The sequence below is a fragment of the Streptomyces corchorusii genome, from assembly GCF_001514055.1.
Classification (GTDB): Bacteria; Actinomycetota; Actinomycetes; order Streptomycetales; family Streptomycetaceae; genus Streptomyces; species Streptomyces olivaceoviridis.
In genome coordinates this window covers 621,723-639,745 of record NZ_KQ948355.1, presented here as the reverse complement: position 1 = coordinate 639,745, position 18,023 = coordinate 621,723, and the positions used below count along the sequence as shown (strand labels likewise).

General features: G+C 74.3%; 18 protein-coding genes and 1 pseudogene. 9 read left to right on the top strand and 10 right to left on the bottom strand.

Features of this window, described 5'->3' with window-relative positions:
* A complete protein-coding gene (locus AQJ11_RS15510; RefSeq protein WP_107120838.1) occupies nt 1-981 on the bottom strand; it encodes an ATP-dependent DNA ligase in 981 nt (326 codons plus the stop codon).
* A gap of 149 nt (nt 982-1,130) precedes the next feature.
* Here AQJ11_RS15510 and AQJ11_RS15505 point away from each other — a divergent pair, with 149 nt between their 5' ends.
* Complete coding sequence (locus AQJ11_RS15505; RefSeq protein WP_244218251.1) at nt 1,131-1,724, top strand: TetR/AcrR family transcriptional regulator; 594 nt, start codon at nt 1,131-1,133, stop codon at nt 1,722-1,724.
* Nucleotides 1,725-1,757: 33 nt separating this feature from the next.
* On the opposite strand, the gene glpK is transcribed toward AQJ11_RS15505, so the two are convergent.
* Both glpK and AQJ11_RS15495 read right to left on the bottom strand, forming a co-directional pair.
* Nucleotides 1,758-3,272 carry a glycerol kinase GlpK gene (gene glpK / locus AQJ11_RS15500; RefSeq protein ID WP_059263440.1) on the bottom strand — a complete coding sequence of 505 codons (1,515 nt, stop codon included), beginning with the start codon at nt 3,270-3,272 and terminating at the stop codon, nt 1,758-1,760.
* 44 nt (nt 3,273-3,316) lie between these two features.
* Entirely contained in the window at nt 3,317-4,084 is a 768-nt protein-coding gene (locus AQJ11_RS15495; RefSeq protein ID WP_059263439.1) for an IclR family transcriptional regulator, read from the bottom strand.
* A gap of 183 nt (nt 4,085-4,267) precedes the next feature.
* Between AQJ11_RS15495 and AQJ11_RS15490 the strand changes: the two genes are divergently transcribed.
* On the top strand, nt 4,268-4,705 hold the full coding sequence (locus AQJ11_RS15490) for an ATP-binding protein (RefSeq protein WP_059263438.1): 438 nt from the start codon (nt 4,268-4,270) through the stop codon (nt 4,703-4,705).
* A 131-nt stretch (nt 4,706-4,836) separates the two neighbouring features.
* Here AQJ11_RS15490 and AQJ11_RS15485 read toward each other — a convergent pair whose 3' ends face one another.
* Nucleotides 4,837-5,667 (bottom strand): EamA family transporter, encoded by an 831-nt coding sequence (locus AQJ11_RS15485; protein WP_059263437.1) that lies wholly within the window; start codon nt 5,665-5,667, stop codon nt 4,837-4,839.
* Nucleotides 5,668-5,814: 147 nt separating this feature from the next.
* Between AQJ11_RS15485 and AQJ11_RS15480 the strand changes: the two genes are divergently transcribed.
* The 5 genes and pseudogenes from AQJ11_RS15480 to AQJ11_RS15460 all read left to right on the top strand — a co-directional run bounded on the left by AQJ11_RS15480 (nt 5,815) and on the right by AQJ11_RS15460 (nt 10,589).
* Nucleotides 5,815-6,672 (top strand): LysR family transcriptional regulator, encoded by an 858-nt coding sequence (locus tag AQJ11_RS15480; protein WP_059263436.1) that lies wholly within the window; start codon nt 5,815-5,817, stop codon nt 6,670-6,672.
* Between the two features lie 68 nt (nt 6,673-6,740).
* Nucleotides 6,741-7,133, top strand: a pseudogene (locus AQJ11_RS52680) (RraA family protein); the annotation flags it as partial.
* 227 nt (nt 7,134-7,360) lie between these two features.
* Nucleotides 7,361-7,741, top strand: coding sequence for a DoxX family protein (locus AQJ11_RS15470; protein WP_014670694.1), 381 nt, complete (start codon nt 7,361-7,363; stop codon nt 7,739-7,741).
* Nucleotides 7,738-8,205 carry a peroxiredoxin gene (locus AQJ11_RS15465; protein WP_059263434.1) on the top strand — a complete coding sequence of 156 codons (468 nt, stop codon included), beginning with the start codon at nt 7,738-7,740 and terminating at the stop codon, nt 8,203-8,205. Before AQJ11_RS15470 ends, AQJ11_RS15465 begins: the two co-directional genes overlap by 4 nt.
* A 53-nt stretch (nt 8,206-8,258) precedes the next feature.
* Complete coding sequence (locus AQJ11_RS15460) at nt 8,259-10,589, top strand: ATP-binding SpoIIE family protein phosphatase (protein ID WP_059263433.1); 2,331 nt, start codon at nt 8,259-8,261, stop codon at nt 10,587-10,589.
* On the opposite strand, the gene AQJ11_RS15455 is transcribed toward AQJ11_RS15460, so the two are convergent.
* From AQJ11_RS15455 to AQJ11_RS15445, 3 genes are all read right to left on the bottom strand, one after another.
* Nucleotides 10,590-11,024, bottom strand: coding sequence for a cupin domain-containing protein (locus tag AQJ11_RS15455; protein WP_059263432.1), 435 nt, complete (start codon nt 11,022-11,024; stop codon nt 10,590-10,592).
* 143 nt (nt 11,025-11,167) lie between these two features.
* Nucleotides 11,168-11,779 carry a DNA polymerase ligase N-terminal domain-containing protein gene (locus AQJ11_RS15450; protein ID WP_059263431.1) on the bottom strand — a complete coding sequence of 204 codons (612 nt, stop codon included), beginning with the start codon at nt 11,777-11,779 and terminating at the stop codon, nt 11,168-11,170.
* 66 nt (nt 11,780-11,845) lie between these two features.
* A complete protein-coding gene (locus AQJ11_RS15445) occupies nt 11,846-12,709 on the bottom strand; it encodes an oxidoreductase (protein ID WP_059263430.1) in 864 nt (287 codons plus the stop codon).
* Nucleotides 12,710-12,868: 159 nt separating this feature from the next.
* Between AQJ11_RS15445 and AQJ11_RS15440 the strand changes: the two genes are divergently transcribed.
* Entirely contained in the window at nt 12,869-13,747 is an 879-nt protein-coding gene (locus AQJ11_RS15440; RefSeq protein WP_058079249.1) for a helix-turn-helix domain-containing protein, read from the top strand.
* A gap of 53 nt (nt 13,748-13,800) precedes the next feature.
* Here AQJ11_RS15440 and AQJ11_RS15435 read toward each other — a convergent pair whose 3' ends face one another.
* Nucleotides 13,801-14,631 carry an aldo/keto reductase gene (locus tag AQJ11_RS15435; protein ID WP_059263429.1) on the bottom strand — a complete coding sequence of 277 codons (831 nt, stop codon included), beginning with the start codon at nt 14,629-14,631 and terminating at the stop codon, nt 13,801-13,803.
* Between the two features lie 103 nt (nt 14,632-14,734).
* Here AQJ11_RS15435 and AQJ11_RS15430 point away from each other — a divergent pair, with 103 nt between their 5' ends.
* Nucleotides 14,735-15,799, top strand: a complete 1,065-nt coding sequence (locus tag AQJ11_RS15430) for a LacI family DNA-binding transcriptional regulator (protein WP_051009660.1) — start codon at nt 14,735-14,737, stop codon at nt 15,797-15,799.
* Here the strand turns inward: AQJ11_RS15430 and AQJ11_RS15425 are convergent.
* Entirely contained in the window at nt 15,762-17,159 is a 1,398-nt protein-coding gene (locus AQJ11_RS15425) for a glycoside hydrolase family 32 protein (protein WP_059263428.1), read from the bottom strand. The genes AQJ11_RS15430 and AQJ11_RS15425 overlap by 38 nt on opposite strands.
* Nucleotides 17,156-18,010, bottom strand: coding sequence for a carbohydrate ABC transporter permease (locus AQJ11_RS15420; RefSeq protein WP_058079245.1), 855 nt, complete (start codon nt 18,008-18,010; stop codon nt 17,156-17,158). The genes AQJ11_RS15425 and AQJ11_RS15420 overlap by 4 nt, the downstream gene beginning before the upstream one ends.
* Between the last annotated feature and the right edge of the window lie 13 nt (nt 18,011-18,023).

Genomic DNA, 18,023 nt, shown 5'->3' with positions numbered 1-18,023 from the left:
TCAGCCGGATCCCCGGGGCAGGTCGGCCGCAGACTCCTCCGGAGTGAGATCCGGGCGCAGCCGCAGCCAGGAGGGCTGGCGCAGCATGCCGTTCCGGGTACGGGTGCTGTAGCTGACCTCGCCCACCAGCCGGGGCAGCACCCACCGGGCGCCGGGCACGCGCGGCACGGGCTCGAAGGGGCACCGGTCGCTCGCTGTGTCCCGCAGCAGGTCCGCCAGCCGGACCCGCTCGGCCTCGCTCCAGCCGGTGCCCACCCCGCCGACGTACCGCAGCCTGCCCTCCGGGTCGCGCTGGCCCACCAGCACCGCGCCGGGCAGCCCGGTCAGCCGCCCCTTGCCGGGCAGCCAGCCGCCGACGATCACGTCCTCGGCCCGCATGTGCCGGATCTTGATCCAGGCGCGGGAGCGCACGCCGGGTTCGTACACCGAGTCCAGCCGCTTGCACACCAGGCCCTCCAGGCCGTGTTCCCTGGTCGCCGCGAGTGCCTCGGCGCCGTGCCCGGTCACCGCTCCCGGCGTCGACCAGTACGGCCCCGCGAGCCCCAGTTCCTCCAGCCGCGCCCGCCGCCGCACGTACGGCAGCCGTACCAGGGACTCCTCCAGATGGGGCACGTCGAACAGCACCAGGTGCACCGGGACCTGCGCGGCCCGGCGCGCCGCCCGCGCGGGGGCGTGCGCGAGGCCCATCCGGCTCTGGAGGAGCTGGAAGTCGGCCCGGCCCCGCGCGTCCAGGGCCAGCACCTCCCCGTCCAGCACCGCGGGTGTGCTGCCCAGCGCCCTGCCGAGCGGCCGGAGCTCCGGGTAGGCGCCGGTGATGTCCTCGCCCGAGCGGGCGCGCAGCAGCACACTGCCGTCGCCCGGCAGGTACACCATCACCCGCTGGCCGTCCTGCTTGGTCTCGTACGCCCACCGCGCGTCCTGCGCGGCGGGCGGCAGGCTGCCGGGCGTCGCGAGCATCGGCGGAATGAGCGGCAGGGTCACGGCGGTCACGGCAGAGATCTCGACCACCCCCGACACCCTCACGCCCGTTTCCCACCGGGTTCCCCTGAACGGTCCCGCGCCGGACGCGGGCACCGGGGATGGGGCGGGGTCGGGCGGGCCGGTGGGGGGCGTGGCGGCGGGGAAGGGCTGTGGCCGGTGTGGGGCGCTGGGGGGCGTGTCGGTGGCGAGGGTCTGGCGAGGCCGCGGGACAGGGCAACAACGCCGCGGTCGGCTACCACTTCGGCACCAAGGCCGACCTGGTCCGCGCGGTCGCCCGGCGGCACGCCGAGCACATCGAGGCACTGCGGGAGCGGGCCCTGGCGGCGGCCGGTGACTCCACGGACGTACGCGACTGGGTCGACTGCCTGGTCCGGCCGGTGACCGAGCACCTGGCGAGCCTCGGCAGCCCCACCTGGTACGCCCGGTTCTGCGCCCAGGTCATGACCGACCCGGCCCTGCACGAGATCATGGTCGAGGAGTCCTTGGCCTCACCGGCGCTGCGCGAGGCGGTCGAGGGCCTGAACCGCACCCTGGGGGAGCTGCCGCCCGAGGTGCGTGCCGAGCGCGGCCAGATGGTCCGGCTGCTGATCCTGCACACCTGCGCCGAGCGGGAGCGGGCCCTGGCGGAGGGCACCCCGACCCCGCGCGCCACCTGGGACGAGGTGGCCACGGGTCTCGCGGACGCGATCGTGGGACTGTGGCTGGCCCCCGTGGGCACCGCCCGCCGGGCCGCGAACCGCTGAACCCGGGCGGCGGGCCGGGGCCACCGCCCGGGGTCAGGAGGGCCGTGGTGGCCGGACCCAGCCCAGGGAGCGCTCGACGGCCCGCTGCCAGTTGTCGTACTCCGCCTCCCGCCGCTCGGGGTCCATGGCGGGCAGCCACTGGCCGGCCTTGTGCCAGTTGCGGCGCAGCACCTCCAGGTCGGGCCAGTAGCCGGCGGCGAGCCCGGCCGCGTAGGCGGCGCCCAGCGAGACCGTCTCGGCGACCATCGGCCGTACCACCGGCACGTCGAGCACGTCGGCCACGAACTGCATGAGCAGGTTGTCCGCGGTCATGCCCCCGTCCACCTTGAGCTGGTGGAGGGCGACCGAGGAGTCGGCGTTCATGGCGTCGACGACCTCCCGGGTCTGCCACCCGGTGGCCTCCAGGACGGCCCGCGCCAGGTGTCCCTTGGTGATGTACGAGGTGAGCCCGACGATGACTCCGCGCGCGTCGCTGCGCCAGCGCGGCGCGAACAGGCCGGAGAAGGCCGGGACGATGTAGCAGCCGCCGTTGTCCTCGACCGTCCGGGCGAGGGTCTCGATCTCCGGCGCGCTGCTGATCAGCCCCAGACGGTCACGGAACCACTGGACGAGCGCTCCGGTGACGGCGATCGACCCTTCCAGGGCGTAGGCCGGCTGCTGGTCCCCGATCTTGTAGGCGACCGTCGTGAGGAGCCCGTGCCGGGACCGCACCAGGTCGGACCCGGTGTTGAGCAGCAGGAAGCTGCCCGTTCCGTAGGTGCACTTGGCATCGCCCGGGGAGAAGCAGGTCTGGCCGAACAGGGCGGCCTGCTGGTCGCCGAGCGCGGCCGTGATGGAGACGCCCGGCAGCAGCGAGCGGGCCTCGCCGTACGACTCGGCGGACGACCTGATCTCGGGCAGCATCGAGCGCGGCACCCGGAAGAAGTCCAGCAGCTCCTCGTCCCAGGCGAGCTTGCGGATGTTCATCAGCATCGTGCGGCTGGCGTTGGTCACGTCGGTGATGTGCAGACCGCCGTCGGTTCCGCCGGTGAGGTTCCAGATCAGCCAGCTCTCCATCGTGCCGAACAGCACCTCGCCGTCCCGGGCGCGCTGCTCGACCCCCTTGACGTGGTCGAACAGCCACCGGATGCGCAGCGCGGAGAAGTAGGTCGACGGCGGCAGGCCGCACCGGTCGAGGAAGAACGCCTCCCCGGGATCCTCTCCGAGGGCGTCGACGAGAGGCGCCGTGCGGGTGTCCTGCCACACGAGCGCCCGGCCGAGCGGCGCGCCGGTCCGCCGGTCCCAGAGCACCGTTGTCTCCCGCTGGTTGGCCAGGCCGATCGCCGCGATCTGGTCCTGGTCCACCCCGGCGTCCGACAGGGCCTCGGGCACCACGCGCCGCAGGTTCTGCCAGATCTCGACGGCGTCGTGCTCGACCCATCCGGGCTTCGGGAAGTGCTGCTGGTGCTCCTTCTGCGCGACCGAGACCAGCCGCCCACGGTGGTCGAACAGGATGCAGCGGGTCGAATTGGTGCCCTGATCGACGGACATCACGTACCGTTCAACCATGATCGGGTCTGTCCTTCCGACGGATCGAGGGGCGGCTGTCCGGCCTACCAGCGGGCGGCTCCCAGGTCCCTGGAGATCGCCCGCGCGGCTTCCCGGATCAGGCTGACCAGGTGCGGGCGGGGCCGGCCCTGGCTGTCGCAGATCCGCTCGACCGGCCCGGACAGCCCGATGGCGCCGACGACGAGCCCGCCGTGCCCCCGGATGGGCGCCGAGAGCCCGGCCTCGCCCATGCTCATCTCCTGGATCTCGGCGGCCCAGCCGAGCTCCCTGACCTCGGCGAGCGCCCGGGCGAGCCGGTCGGGATCGACCAGCGTGTGCCGGGTGTACGCCTCCAGCCCCGGCGGCCGGACCGGCTCGACGCTCGCGGTCCCGAAGGCCAGCAGGACCTTGCCGAGCGAGGAGGCGTGCAGGGGCAGCAGCGCGCCCACGTCCAGGGTCTGGAAGGTGTCGTCCGGCCGGAACACGTGGTGGACGATGAGGACGCTGCCCTCCAGGGGGGTCCCGAGGCGCACCGCCTCGCCGCTGCGGGCGGCCAGGGCGTCGGCCCAGTTGAGGGAGCGCGAACGCAGTTCGTTGACGTCCAGGTAGCTGGTGCCGAGGTGCAGCAGGGCGGCTCCGAGCTGGTACTTCCCGGTGGTCGCGTCCTGCTCCACGAAGTCGACGTGCTGGAGCGTGCGCAGGATGCCGTGGGCGGTGCCCTTCGCCAGCCCGAGCGACGCCGCCACCTCGCCGAGACCGAGTCGGCGGGGGCCGCCGGCGAGCAGGCGCAGGATCGCCGCCGCCCTTTCGATCGACTGGACTGGGCCGGCCATGAGCCGAGCCTATTACCGCTGCGGAACCTTCGCCGCGCGGACGGGACACGGGTCCCGGGCCGGTGCGTTCGGTAATGCCGACCGCCGTTCATTGACCAGCCCGATTTGTCTCCCTAGGTTTCCTTGGAGTCCGGCAAGGCGTCGACTCACGCGCCAGGCCGGCCCACACCATCGGGAGAGAACATGGCGGCACAGCTCAATACGCTGCTACGGGCGGCGGCACACGAACTCGTGTGTCCGGTGCCGCCCGCCCCCGGCGCCGTCTCGGCCGTGCGCCGGTGTGCGGCTGCGGCCCTCGCCGACTGGAACGTGTCCGAGGAGATCGTCGAGGACGCGCTGCTGGTGGTGTCGGAGCTTGTCACCAACGCGATCATCCACGCCCGGCCCCCGGCTGAGCTGCGACTGTCCTGGAAGGCGGACGACGGCGGCGGCACGCTGCGCGTGGAGGTCACCGACACGGGACCCGCGCGCCCGGCGGGGCAGCCGCTCGGCTGGCTGGACCCGGACGAACACGGCCGGGGCGAGGCGATCGTGCACGCCCTGGCGACACGTCACGGCATGCGGGTCCACCGTGGCGGGGTCACCCGGTGGGCGGAGCTCGTCGCGGTCGGCGGCGTCTGAGGCGCCGCCGGCGGATACGTAGGTATGGGCGACGCCTCCTGTGGGGCGGGGCCCGGTTCGACGGGCGCCCGCCGTGATCATCCCGTGCGACAAGTGGAGGACCCGGAGGCGTCGACGGAGCGCCGCGTCGGTCAGGTACGTACCGGTCCGGGCCGGTGCCGCGTGGCGAGGCTCAAGGCGTTGGCCGTCACCACCGCGCTGATGCCCGCCCACTCCACCGTGCCGAGGCCCTGGTCCAGGACCACCCGGCCGACCACGGCCGCCAGGACCGGGTTGACGCTCATGAACAGGCCGAATGTCTGTGCCGGTACGCGGCGCAGAGTGAGCAGGTCGGTCAGGTACGGCACGGCGGAGGAGAGGACCCCGGCGGCGACAGCGCACAGGACGGCACCGGCTGTCGGCGGCCGGCCGATCACCACGGCGATGCCGACGGGGAGGAAGGCCAGGGCGGACACGGCCGAGGCCGCCGCCGCGCCCTGCGCCCCGGGGATGCGCCGCCCGACGACCCGGTTGAGCAGGATGTACGACGCCCAGCAGCACGCGGCGACCAGGCCGAGGGCCATGCCGGTGTAGTCGGCGGACGCGCGCGGCCGCATCAGGACCACGACCCCGGCCCCGGCCAGCACCGCGCACCCGGCGTCCAGCCGCCGCCGGGACGCGGCGAGCGCGACGGTGAGCGGCCCCAGGAACTCCAGGGTCACGGCGAGGCCCAGCCCGATCCGGTCGACGGCGCTGTACAGGCTGAGGTTCATCGTGCCGAACACCCCGCCCAGCAGCAGCACCGGCCACCACTGCGACCGGCTGAACCCGCGCAGCCGGGGGCGGGCGACGGCGAGCAGGACGAGCGCGGCGACGTACTGCCGTACCGCCACCACGCCGAGAGGGCCGAGGACGGGGAAGGCGAGCGCGCCGACGGCGGCGCCGGTCTGGTTGGACAGCCCGCTGCCGGCCATGGCGGCCACTGCGGCCAGCGGCCGGGGCGAGGGCGCGGACGTGGTCAAGGGCCCGGCCGCGACGGGCGGTTCGAGAGCTGATCGCATGCCCGGGATCGTGCGCGCACGGCACGCTTGCGCAAAATGCATGCGTTGCTCGATCTATACGCTGAGCGTATGCAGGACATCGATCTGCGCCAGTTGCGCTGTCTCGTGGCCATCGTGGACGAGGGCACGTTCACGGACGCGGCGATCGCCCTGGGCGTCTCCCAGGCCGCCGTCTCCCGCGCCGTCGCCTCCCTCGAACGCGCCCTGGGGGTACGGCTCCTGAGGCGCACCTCCCGCGAGGTGACCCCCACCGCCACCGGCGTGCGCGTGGTGGCCCAGGCCCGGCGCGTCCTCGCCGACGTCGTGGACCTGGTCCGGGAGGCCACCTCGGGCCACACCCGGCTGCGCGTCGGCTACGCCTGGTCGGCGCTGGGCCGCCACACGGTCGCCTTCCAGCGGCGCTGGAGCGCGGCCCACCGCGACACCGACCTGCACCTGATCCGTGTCAACTCGCCCTCCGCCGGGCTCGCCGAGGGCGCCTGCGACCTCGCCGTCGTGCGCAGACCGCTGGAGGACCGGCGCTTCGGCACCGCCCTCGTCGGGCTGGAGCGGCGGCTGTGCGCGCTCGCCGCCGACGATCCGCTCGCCCGGCGCCGCTCCGTGCGGCTGGCCGACCTCGCCGACCGGCTCCTGCTGGTGGACCGCCGTACCGGCACGGCCACCCCCGACCTGTGGCCGCCGGACTCCCGGCCGGCCACCGAGGAGACCCACGACGTCGACGACTGGCTCACCGTCATCGCCGCCGGACGCGGGATCGGGGTGACCGCCGAGTCCACCGCGAACCAGTACCCGAGGCCCGGGATCGTCTACCGCCCGGTGCGCGACGCCGAACCCGTCGCCGTCCGGCTGGCCTGGTGGCGCGACGATCCGCACCCGGCCCTCCAGGCGGTGCTGGAACTGCTCACCGAGCTCTACCGGGCCGGCTGAGCCGGGGGCCGGGGCCGAATTCTCGCAGCCAACATGCGCCCCCGCGCGCAGGTCAGGAAGGAGCCGGCATGAGCGGCGTGATCGTCACCAACCCGCCCAGGGCGGCAGCCGAGGACGTCGACGCCCTCGCCGGGTACGGCGTCGCCACCGTGCACGAGGCGATGGGCCGCACCGGACTGCTCCCCAGCCGTCTGCGTCCGGTCCAGCAGGGCGTCCGGGTCGCCGGCACCGCAGTCACCGTGCCGTCCTGGCCCGGCGACAACCTCATGATCCACGCGGCTGTCGAACAGTGCCGCGGCGGTGACCTCCTGGTCGTCACCACCACCTCGCCCTCCACCGACGGCGTGTTCGGCGAGCTGTTCGCCACCGCGCTCAAGCGGCGCGGGGTGCGCGGGCTGGTCATCGACACGAAGGTGTGGCGGGACCTGGTCGAGCGCGCCGAGGGGCTGGGGGCGTACCACCGCGCCCGCACGGCACGCCTTGACCCGCTGTCCTTCCGGGCGTGCCCCGGCAGCGGGTACTCACCGCTGCGGGGAGTCACCGTGCCACCGGCCGGGGCCCGGTGCCGAACGGCAGCCCCCGCTCCCGTCGTCGGCCGGGTGCGCACTCCGTGTCGGTCTGCCTGGAACGGCCGCCTCCGCGCCTACCGTCGAGTAATATCCGGCGGCAGGACACCAGAGGAGGTACCGTGCCCCGGTCCCCACGCTCACCCCTGCTGCTCGCCGGTCTGCTGGCGACCGCCGGAGTGGCCCACTTCGCCGTTCCGCGGCAGTTCGACGCGACCGTGCCCCGTGCGCTGCCGGGCTCGCCCAGGGCCTGGACGTACGGGAGCGGGGTCGTCGAGCTGGCCCTCGCGGCCGGGATCGCGGCGCCCCGCACCCGTGCGCTCGCCGCGAAGGCGGCGGCCGGCTTCTTCGTCGGCGTGTTCCCGGCCAACGTCCAGATGGCCGTGGACTGGCGCCACCGGCCCGCGCCGCTCAGGGCGGCGGCCCTCACCCGGCTGCCCCTCCAGGTGCCGCTGGTGCTGTGGGCGCGGGCGGTCGCCCGGGGCGGGGAGGCGCGGTCATGACCGAGCGCGTCGAGATCGGGGCCAAGGTCGAGGACTTCGCCCTGCCCGACGAGACCGGCACCACCCGCCGGCTCACCGAACTGCTGGCCGACGGGCCGGTCGTCCTCTTCTTCTACCCCGCAGCCCTCACCCACGGCTGCACCGCCGAGGCCTGCCACTTCCGCGACCTCGCGGCCGAGTTCGCCGCCGTCGGCGCCCGGCCCGTCGGGATCAGCGGGGACCCTGTCGACAAGCAGCAGGAGTTCGCCGGCCGGCACCGTCTCGGGATGCCCCTGCTCTCCGACGCCGACGGCACGGTCCGCGAGCGGTTCGGCGTCAAGCGCGGCTTCTCCCTGGCCCCGACCAAGCGGGTGACCTTCGTGATCGCCGAGGACCGTACCGTCCTGGAGGTCGTCCGCAGCGAACTGCGCATGAACACCCACGCCGACCGGGCCCTCGCCGCCCTCCGCGCCCATCGGGGCTGAAGCGGACACCCCGCCGCTTGATGCGCCGGGACAATCGGATCATTCTGGGGCGTATGAAAGATGTCGCCGCCGTGGCGGTCATCGACGCGCACGGCACGGTGACCGGGTGGACCGAGGGAGCGCGGCTGCTCACCGGCCACCCGGCCGACGAGGTCGTGGGCCGGCCCGCGACGGACCTGCTGGCCGAGGACGTCCCCGGTGACATCCTCACCGCGCTGGCCGGCCCGGTCGCCCTGCGCCACCACGACGGCCACCGCCTCGTGCTGCCCCTGACCGTCTGCCCGCTCACCGGCGCCGCCGGACAGCCCGCCGGCTACGTCGTCACGGCCCTGCCCCCGGGCACCACCCTGGCCGCCCGGGCCTTCGAGCAGGCGTCCATGTCCATGTCGGTCTTCGACCTTCGCCAGCGCTACCTGCGCGTCAACGCCGCCGCCTGCCATGCGATGGGCGTCCCCGAGGAAGCGCTGCTCGGCCGGTTCTTCCCGGACACCGTCGCGGACACCGAGCACAGCCGTGGCTTCCTGGCCCAGCTTCGCGAGGTCGCCGACACCGGCCGGCCGGTCCGCTACGAGAGCTACACCAGTGCCCCCGCCCTCGACCAGGAGCAGGCCTGGAGCATCGAGATGTGGCCGGTGCGCGACGCCTCCGGCGAAACGGCCGCGGTCGCGCTCGCCGCGTTCGACAGCAGCGAGCAGTACTGGGCCCGGCGCCGGCTCGCCCTGCTGAACGAGGCCGCGACCCGCGTCGGCACCACCCTGGACGTGATCGGCACCGCCGAGGAGATGATCGCCGTGCTGGTCCCGCAGTACGCGGACTTCGCCAGCGTCGACCTGCTCGACTGGGTGCTCGGCGCCGAGGAACCGCCGACGCTGCCGGACGGCGGGGTCGTCCTGCGCCGCGTCGCCCACGGCTCCAACCGCCCCGGCCACCCCGCGGCGGCCCTGTACCTCGGCGAGACCGACGTCTACCAGCCGACCTCCCCGCCCGCCCGCGCGCTGCACGAGAGCCGCGCGGTGCTCAGCCAGGCCGGCGAGCCCGAGTTCGTCCAGTGGCTGGCGGAACGCAACGCACGCTCGCCCGGGGGCCGCCCCTTCCGGCAGGGCGCCCACTCCATGATCGCGGTGCCGCTCCGGGCCCGCGGCACCACGCTGGGCGTCGCGGTCTGCGTCCGCATGGGCCACCCCGACGACTACGGCCCCGACGACGCCGTCTTCGCGGAGGAACTCGCCAGCCGCGCCGCCGTCTGCATCGACAACGCCCGCCGCTTCACCCGCGAACGCGCCACCGCCCTCACCCTCCAGCACAGCCTGCTCCCACGCGGCCTGCCCGAGCAGGCCGCGGTCGACGTCGCCCACCGCTACCTGCCGAGCGGATCCCTGGCCGGCATCGGCGGCGACTGGTTCGACGTCATCCCGCTCTCCGGCGGCCGGGTCGGCCTGGTCGTGGGCGACGTGGTCGGCCACGGCATCCAGTCCTCCGCCACCATGGGCCGGCTGCGCACGGCCGTCCGCACCCTCGCCGACGTCGACCTGCCACCCGACGAACTCCTCACCCACCTCGACGACCTGGTCACCCACCTCGCCGCCGACGACAGCGGGGAAGAGGTCGCCGAACTCGGCGCGACCTGCCTGTACGCCGTCTACGACCCGGTCTCCCGCCGGCTCGCCCTGGCCGCCGCCGGCCACCCCGCCCCGGCCGTCGTCCTGCCCGGCGGTGACGCGGAGTTCCTCCCCGTCACCGCCGGGCCACCACTCGGCGTCGGCGGACTGCCGTTCGAGGCGACGGAACGGGAACTGCCCGAGGGCTCGGTCGTCGCCCTCTACACCGACGGCCTGATCGAGGACCGCGACCGCGACCTGGACGGCGCCACCGAGGAACTACGGCGCGCCCTCACCGCACCCGCCGCCTCCCTCGAAGCCCTCGCCGACGACGTCCTGAAGGCCGTCCTGCCCGACCAGCCCGGCGACGACGTCGCCCTGCTCCTCGTGCGCACCCGGGCCCTGGGCGCCGACCGGGTCGCCACCTGGGACGTGCCCCCCGACCCCGCCCAGGTCGCCGTCCTGCGGCAGGCGGCCAGCGGGCAACTGACGGCCTGGGGGCTGGCGGAGAGCGCCTTCGTCACGGAACTCGTCGTCAGCGAACTCGTCACCAACGCCATCCGCTACGGCGAACCGCCCATCCAGCTCCGGCTGATCCGCGACCGCGCTCTCATCTGCGAGGTCTCCGACGCCAGTTCCACCTCCCCGCACCTGCGCCGGGCGCACGCCTACGACGAGGGCGGCCGGGGACTGCTGCTCGTCGCCCAGCTCACCCAGCGCTGGGGCAGCCGGCAGACCGGCGCCGGCAAGACCATCTGGGCCGAACAGCCGCTGCCCGGCGACTGATCACTGGAACGCGCAGCCGGGGTTCGGCGCGTCCCGCGAGAACGGGGAGCCGTGCGGCAGCACGTACAGCACATCGAGGACCAGCGGCGTGTCCCCCAGGTTGCGGCCGATGTGGACGTGATCGCTGCCGGACGGCTCCCGGATCGTCGCGCCCGTCCGGTACACGCCGTCCGAGCCGCACGTGGCGTCGAAGTGGCTGAGGGTGCCCTGCTCGACGACGCCGTACAGCGGGCCGTCGTGGTAGTGCCAGCCGGTGCCCTGGCCGGGCGGGACCGTGATCTCCCGCAGGGTGTAGTCGGTGCCGTCGACGGTGGTCTGCGCGAGGATCCGGGCCGTCACACCGGGCCCGGCCGGGGTCGCCCCGGCCGGGCCGCAGAGCGCGAGGGCGGCGGCGGTCACCACGCCGGCGACGGCGGTACGGAGAGCGGTGCGCATGCGGGGCCTCCAGGGGCGCGGGCGGACACCGCCCGAACATAGGGGCCGGGAAGGCGGGCCGGGGCCGGAACCGAGCGATCCGCATCCCGCCGCCCGCGCGCGCCTCCGGCGGAGTCACCCCTGACGGCGCCGCCGAGCCGGTGTCACTCCCGGCCGGCAGCGGCGGCGACCTGGGCCAGGGTGCGCCCGCTGCGCACCGAGCGGGCCCGCCGGGGGTCGGGGGTGCCGTGCCCGTCCGGCCGCGCCGGCCCCTTGCGGACCAGCAGCCAGGCCTCCTCCCCGTCCGTGCCGCCGCGGAAGCGGGTGAGGGCGTACTCGCCGTGCAGCTTCGCGCCGTGCAGCCGGAAGGTGGCGTGTCCGCGCTCCAGGGACTCCGCGAAGTCCACCGGGCGCCCCCGGCGGTCGTGGCTGAGCGGCTCGTACGTCCCGCGGTCCCACACGATCACGGTGCCGCCGCCGTACTCGCCCTTCGGGATGACCCCCTCGAACTCCTCGTACTCCAGCGGGTGGTCCTCGGTCGGCACCGCCAGCCGCTTGTCCCCGGGGTCGGTGGACGGGCCCTTGGGCACCGACCAGGACCTGAGGACGTCGTCGAGCTGGAGCCGGAAGTCGAAGTGCATCCGCCGCGCGTCGTGGATCTGCACCACGAACCGGGGCCGCGCACCCCGCGTCCGCCGCGCCCGCCCCGACGGCTCACGGGTCCGCTCGAAGTCGCGCTTGCCGCGGTACGTCCGCAGCCGGTCCTCCGCCGCCACCTCCGGCTCCTTCCCACGACGCCCACGACCGCCTCACGCGCCCCCGGGTACCCCGCCCCGGTCCGGTCAGCCCGCGATGCCGTCCAGCTCGGCCATCGCGTCGTCCGGCAGCACCAGGTCCGCCGCGGCGATGTTCTCCCGCAGGTGCTCGGGGGAGGAGGTGCCGGGGATGAGGACGATGTTCGGCGAGCGCCGCAGCAGCCAGGCCAGCGCCACCTGCTGCGGCGACGCCTCCAGTCGGGCGGCCACCTTCGCCAGCGTGTCCGACTGGAGCGGGGAGAACCCGCCGAGCGGGAAGTACGGCACGAAGGCGATGTTCTCCGCCGCCGTGCGCTCCAGCAGCGCGTCGTCCTGCCGGTTCGCCAGGTTGTAGAGGTTCTGCACGCTCACCACGGGCGCGATCGTCCGGGCCTCGTCCAGCTGCGCGGCGGACGCGGCGCTCAGCCCCAGGTGCCGGATCAGCCCGCGCTCGCGCAGCTCGGCCAGGGCGCCGAACTGGTCGGCGACCGAGTCCTCGTTCGGGGTGTCCATGTCGCCGAGCCGCAGATTGACCACGTCCAGCGTGTCCACACCGAGGTTGCGCAGGTTGTCGTACACCTGCGCCTTCAGGTCCTCGGGGTGCCGGGACATGATCCAGCTGCCGTCGGCTCCCCGCCGGGCCCCGACCTTGGTGACGATGCGCAGCTCGGCCGGGTAGGGGTGCAGGGCCTCCTTGATGATCTGGTTGACGACGACGGGCCCGTAGAAGTCGGCCGTGTCGATGTGGGTGATGCCCGCCTCCACCACCGCGCGCAGCACCGCCACCGCCCGGTCCCGGTCCCGCGGCGGGCCGAAGACGTGCGGCCCGGCCAGCTGCATGGCGCCGTACCCGACGCGGGTCAGGGTCAGGCCGTCGGCCGGGGTGACGGTGCCACCGAGCTGTGCAGACATGTCGTACCTCTCAGGATGTTCCGGCCACCGGACGTTCCCGGCGGCCTCGCTCGTTTCGCTCTCCACAGTCCGCCCGATCCGCCCGGTACGGCAGTGCCCCGGCGATCCTGGGAGTGACAGGGCCAGTCACCGCAGCCCGGCCGGCCGTACGGTGGGGGCGTGGACGGATCGAACGCGCTCGGTGAGTTTCTGCGCGCCCGCCGGGCGCTGGTACGGCCCGAGGACGTGGGGCTGCCCGGTGGCGGCCTGCGCCGGGTGCCGGGGCTGCGCCGCGAGGAGGTCGCGATGCTGGCCGGCATCAGCTCCGACTACTACCTCCGCCTGGAGCAGGGCCGCGACCGCAACCCCTCCGTGCAGGTGCTGGAGGCCATCGCCCGGGTGCTACGGCTGGACGTGGACGCCACCGCCCACCTCGTCGGGCTCGCCCAGGAGCGGCCCGCGCCCGGCGTGCGCCCGGGGCGGCGGGCGCAGCAGGTCCCGGCGAGCCTGCTCCAGCTCATCGACGGCTGGCCGCGCAACCCCGCCTACCTCCAGAACCGCTACACCGACTGCCTGGCCGCCAACGCCCTCGCCACCGCGCTCACCCCGAACTACGCGCCCGGCGTCAACCTGCTGCGGGCCGTGTTCCTCGACCCCGCCGAGCGCGCCCTGCGCCGGGACTGGACGGACCTGACCGCGGAAGGCGTGGCCGCCCTGCGGTCCGAGGCCGGGACCGACCCGGACGACCCCCGGCTGCGCGACCTGGTCGGCGAGCTGTCCCTGCGCAGCGAACGCTTCCGCACCCTGTGGGCCCGCCACGAGGTGCGTCCCCGGCGCGGCCGGGTGAGCCACCTCAGCCATCCCCAGGTCGGCGACCTCGACCTGCACTCCAACAAGCTGTCCGTGGACGGCGCCGACGGACTCACCCTGGTCGTCTTCCACGCCGAGCCCGGCAGCCGCAGCGCCGAACTGCTGGACATCCTCGGCAGCCTCGCCGCGCCCGGACGGCCGAGCGCGCACGGCGAGGAACGCGAGGAAGAGCCCATCGAGGAGCCGTGACCGGGACTCCCCGTAACCCGGAACTCCCCGTGAGCTGAGAACTCCTCGTGAGCTCAGAACTCCTCGTGCGTCTCGGGGTCCCCGCCGAGCCGGCGCGGGGAGCGGCGGGCGACGGCCGCCATCTGGTCCTCGTCCAGCTCGAAACCGAAGACGTCCAGGTTGGCGCGCTGCCGTGCGGGGTCGGCCGACTTCGGGACCGGCAGCGCGCCGAGCTGGATGTGCCAGCGCAGCAGCACCTGTGCGGGCGTGACCCCGTGCGCCCGCGCGACCTCGGCGACCGCCGGGTCGTCCAGCAGAGCGCTGCCCCGGCCCAGCGGGCTCCAGCTCTCGGTGACGATCCCCTTCACCGCGTGGAAGGCGCGCAGCTCCTCCTGCGGGAACAGCGGGTGCAGCTCGATCTGGTTCACCGACGGCAGCACCCCGGTCTCCTTCTCCAGCCGCGTGAGGTGCTCGGGCGTGAAGTTGGAGACGCCGATGGAGCGGACCAGACCGTCCTCACGCAGCCGGATCATCGCCTTCCACGCGTCGACGTACTTGCCCACCCGCGGGTTCGGCCAGTGGATCAGATACAGGTCCACGTACTCCAGGCCCAGCCGCCGCCGGGACTCCTCGAAGGACGCGAGGGTCTCCTGATACCCGTGGTGGCGGCCCGGCAGCTTGGTCGTCACCACCACCTCCTCGCGGGGCACCCCGCTGCCCGCCACGCCCCGGCCGACACCCGTCTCGTTGCGGTAGTTCGCCGCGGTGTCGACCAGCCGGTAGCCCGCCTCCAGCGCCGTGCGCACGGCCCGCTCGGCCTGCGTGTCGTCCAGGGGCCAGGTGCCCAGGCCGATGGCGGGGATCGTCGTACCGTCGTCGAGCGTGTACAGCGGCACACCGTTCACGATGACACCTTCCCTCGGTCGTCTCCCCCTGTGTCTGCCCCCAGCCTCGCGGATAGGGTGAGCGGTGATCAACCGGGCGGGCGGGAAGAGGGCAGCGGACGGCATGGGCGGCGGCGCGGACAGGAACGGCGTGGGCGGCGGACGGCCCACCTCGCGGGACGTCGCCCGGCTCGCCGGCGTCTCCCACACCGCCGTCTCCTTCGTCTTCAACGGCCGCGCCGAGGGCAACCTCTCACCCGCCACCCAGGAACGCATCCGGCAGGCCGCCGCACAGCTCGGCTACCGGCCCGACCCGGTCGCCCGCGGCCTGCGCCGTCGCCGTACGGCCGTGATCGGCCTGGTCACCGACGAGATCGCCACGTCCCCGTTCGCCGGCCGGCTGTTGCGCGGGGCCATGGAGACCGCCTGGGGCAGTGACCACCTCGTCCTCACCGTGGATTCCGGCGGCGACCGGGCCAAGGAGGACGCGGCCGTCGCCGAACTCCTCGACCGGCGCGTGGACGGCATCATCTACGCCGCGATGTCCCTGCGCCGGGTCCGGGTCCCCGAGGGCCTGCACCGCACCCACTCCGTGCTCGCCAACTGCCTGCCCGAGGACGACTCGCTGCCCGCCGTCATCCCCGCCGAACGGGCCGGCGGCCGGACCGCCGCACGCCTGCTCCTGGAGGCCGGGCACCGCAGGGTGGCCCTGGTCGGCGGGCAGGACGACATCGCCTCGGTGGAACGGCTGCGCGGCTTCAGGGACGCGCTGCGCGCCGAGGGCATCACCGTGCCCAAGGAGTGGGTCGTGCGCACCGGCGGCGAGATCACCGGCGGCTACGAGGGAGCCACCCGGCTGCTCGACGGCACCCCCGCGCACCACCGGCCCACCGGGATCTTCTGCTACAACGACCGGGTCGCGGCGGGCGTCCTGCACGCCGCGACCCGGCTCGGGATCGCCGTACCCGGCGAGCTGTCGGTGGTCGGCTACGACGACCAGGAACACATGGCCGCCTTCCTCACCCCGGCCCTCACCACCGTCGCGCTGCCGCACCGGGCGATGGGCGAGGCCGCGGCCCGGCTGCTGCTCGACGCCATCGACACCGGCCGCACCCCGCCCGCCACCGTGCGGCGGCTGGCCTGTCCCGTGGTCAGCCGCGCCTCGGTGGGACCTGCTCCCACGCGCTGACCCCGGCGTCCCCCTCGACCAGCAGCTCGGCGACGTCGCCCGGCTGGTGGTAGACCCGCTCGGTCACCGTCGCCCGGTCCGCCACGAACAGTTCGAGCAGCGAACCGTCGGCCAGTACGCGCACGGAGAGTCCCGGCCCCGGCGGCACTTCCACCGTCACCGGAGCCGATCCCCCGACGCCCTCGCGGGGCCACCCGGAGCGGTCCAGGACGACGGTGCCGGCGTCCGGGTCCAGCCGGAGCGTCAGCGCCCGCTCCGCCGACCGCAGCAGCGTGACGGTGGTGGCGCCGTACGCCGTCACCGTCAGGTCGTACGCCGGCGGAAGCGGCACCGCCCGGCCCGGCCCGGTCGCGAACGGCGCGTCGGCACGCAGGAGTTCGAGCTCCGGGGCCGGTGCGACCCGCAGGGTGCCGTCGGGACCGGCGTCGACGACCCGCGGCGCGGTGAGCGTGCCCGCCCAGCCGGCCGCCAGCACCGCCGCCTCGTCCCGCGCCTCCCACGACCAGCCCCACATCAGCGCCCGGCCCGGCTCCTGGAGGACGGCGGGAGCGTAGAAGTCCCGGCCGTGGTCGAGCCGGCCGCCGGTGCGGGGCACGAACCGGGGCTGCGCTCCCGGCGTCAGCCGGCCCGTCAGACAGCCGGTGGTCCGGGGATTCCCGTCCCACAGGGACACCACCAGGACGTGGTCGCCGCCGGACGTCTCGAAGAGCTGCGGGCACTCCCAGCCGACCGCCTTGTCGCCGAACGCGCCGGCCGCGACGGGGTCGTGGCCGTCCAGCAGGACACCCGCGAACCGCCAGTCGGTCAGCTCGTCGCAGTCGTACAGCAGCACCGACGGGGTGCCGTCGGCGTGGCCGGCCCCGACCAGGGCCCAGCGGCGGCCGGCGTGCCGGAAGACGAACGGGTCGCGGAACATCACCACGTCGAGTCCGGGGGGCGGCCCCGGGACCACCGGGACGGGCAGGGGCCGCCAGGTCAGCAGCCGGTCGTCGGCCGGGTCGGCGGCGCGGGCCAGGCAGATGGTGCCGAGCCCGGTGTGGGCGTGGTCGACGCCGGTGTACACCGCCGTGGGCACACCGCCGTCGTCCACCACGCAGCCCGACCAGCAGCCGGCCTCGTCGGGGCCGCCGGGCGTCGGGGTGAGGGCGATCGGGTGGTGCTCCCAGCGGACCAGGTCGGGGCTGGAGGCGTGGCCCCAGTGGATGTCGGCGTGCACCGGGGCGGCCGGGTTGTACTGGTAGAAGAGGTGGTGACGGCCACGCCAGCGGAAGGGGCCGTTGGGGTCGTTGATCCAGTGGGCGGGCGGGCGGACCCGGAAGCGGGGGGCGTCCGGGTCCGGGGCGGGAGCGGCGGGGCTCAACGGTTGACTCCTGCGGAGGTGATGCCCTCGCGGAGAGGGCGCTGGCCGACGACGAACACGGCGACGGCGGGGATCATGGAGAGGACGACACCCGCGAGGACCACCGAGATGGAACCGGTGCCGAGGTTGCCCTGGAGGGAGACCAGCCCCAGCGGAAGGGTGTAGTTCTGGCCGGAGGTCTCCAGGATGAGCGGGCGGAAGAACTCGTTCCAGTGGTAGTTGAAGGCGAGCACACCGACGATCGCGAGGCCCGGCCGGGCCAGCGGGGCGTACACCGACCGGAAGATCCGCCAGGGCCCGGCGCCGTCCAGCATCGCCGCCTCGCCCAGGTCCTTCGGCATGCCGAGGAAGTACTGGCGCATCAGGAAGGTGCCGAACGCCGTCGGGAACGCCGGAACGATCAGACCGAGCAGGGTGTCGGTCAGGCCCATCGACTTGAGCACCAGGAACACCGGGACGATCGTGACCTGCAAGGGGACCATCATGGTCGCCAGGACCAGACCGAACAGCGGCTTCTTGAAACGGAAGTCGAGCCGGGCGAAGGCGTAGCCGGCGAGCCCCGCGGTGATCATCTGGCCGACCGCGATCAACGCGGTCACGAGCGTCGAGTTCAGCGCGAGCAGCCACACGTCGATCTGCTCGAACACACCGTGGTAGGCGGCGGCGCTGGGATGCGCGGGAATGATCTGCGGCGGCAGGTCGAACGACTCCGCCGGAGTGCGCAGCGAGGTGGACACGGTCCACACGACCGGCCCGAGGGTCAGCAGCGCGCACACCGCCAGCCCGGCGATCCGCGCCCACGGTCCGAGCGCGTACCGGGCACGGCTGAGGGTCGGAATTGCTTGGCTCATGGGACTCACCCGG

Coding starts and splice junctions, on each gene's coding strand:
- glpK (WP_059263440.1), bottom strand. CDS start 3,272: ATGGTTGAACGGTACGTGATGTCCGTCGATCAGGGCACCAATTCGACC.
- AQJ11_RS15495 (WP_059263439.1), bottom strand. CDS start 4,084: ATGGCCGGCCCAGTCCAGTCGATCGAAAGGGCGGCGGCGATCCTGCGC.
- AQJ11_RS15490 (WP_059263438.1), top strand. CDS start 4,268: ATGGCGGCACAGCTCAATACGCTGCTACGGGCGGCGGCACACGAACTC.
- AQJ11_RS15480 (WP_059263436.1), top strand. CDS start 5,815: ATGCAGGACATCGATCTGCGCCAGTTGCGCTGTCTCGTGGCCATCGTG.
- AQJ11_RS15465 (WP_059263434.1), top strand. CDS start 7,738: ATGACCGAGCGCGTCGAGATCGGGGCCAAGGTCGAGGACTTCGCCCTG.
- AQJ11_RS15460 (WP_059263433.1), top strand. CDS start 8,259: ATGAAAGATGTCGCCGCCGTGGCGGTCATCGACGCGCACGGCACGGTG.
- AQJ11_RS15455 (WP_059263432.1), bottom strand. CDS start 11,024: ATGCGCACCGCTCTCCGTACCGCCGTCGCCGGCGTGGTGACCGCCGCC.
- AQJ11_RS15445 (WP_059263430.1), bottom strand. CDS start 12,709: ATGTCTGCACAGCTCGGTGGCACCGTCACCCCGGCCGACGGCCTGACC.
- AQJ11_RS15430 (WP_051009660.1), top strand. CDS start 14,735: ATGGGCGGCGGCGCGGACAGGAACGGCGTGGGCGGCGGACGGCCCACC.
- AQJ11_RS15420 (WP_058079245.1), bottom strand. CDS start 18,010: ATGAGCCAAGCAATTCCGACCCTCAGCCGTGCCCGGTACGCGCTCGGA.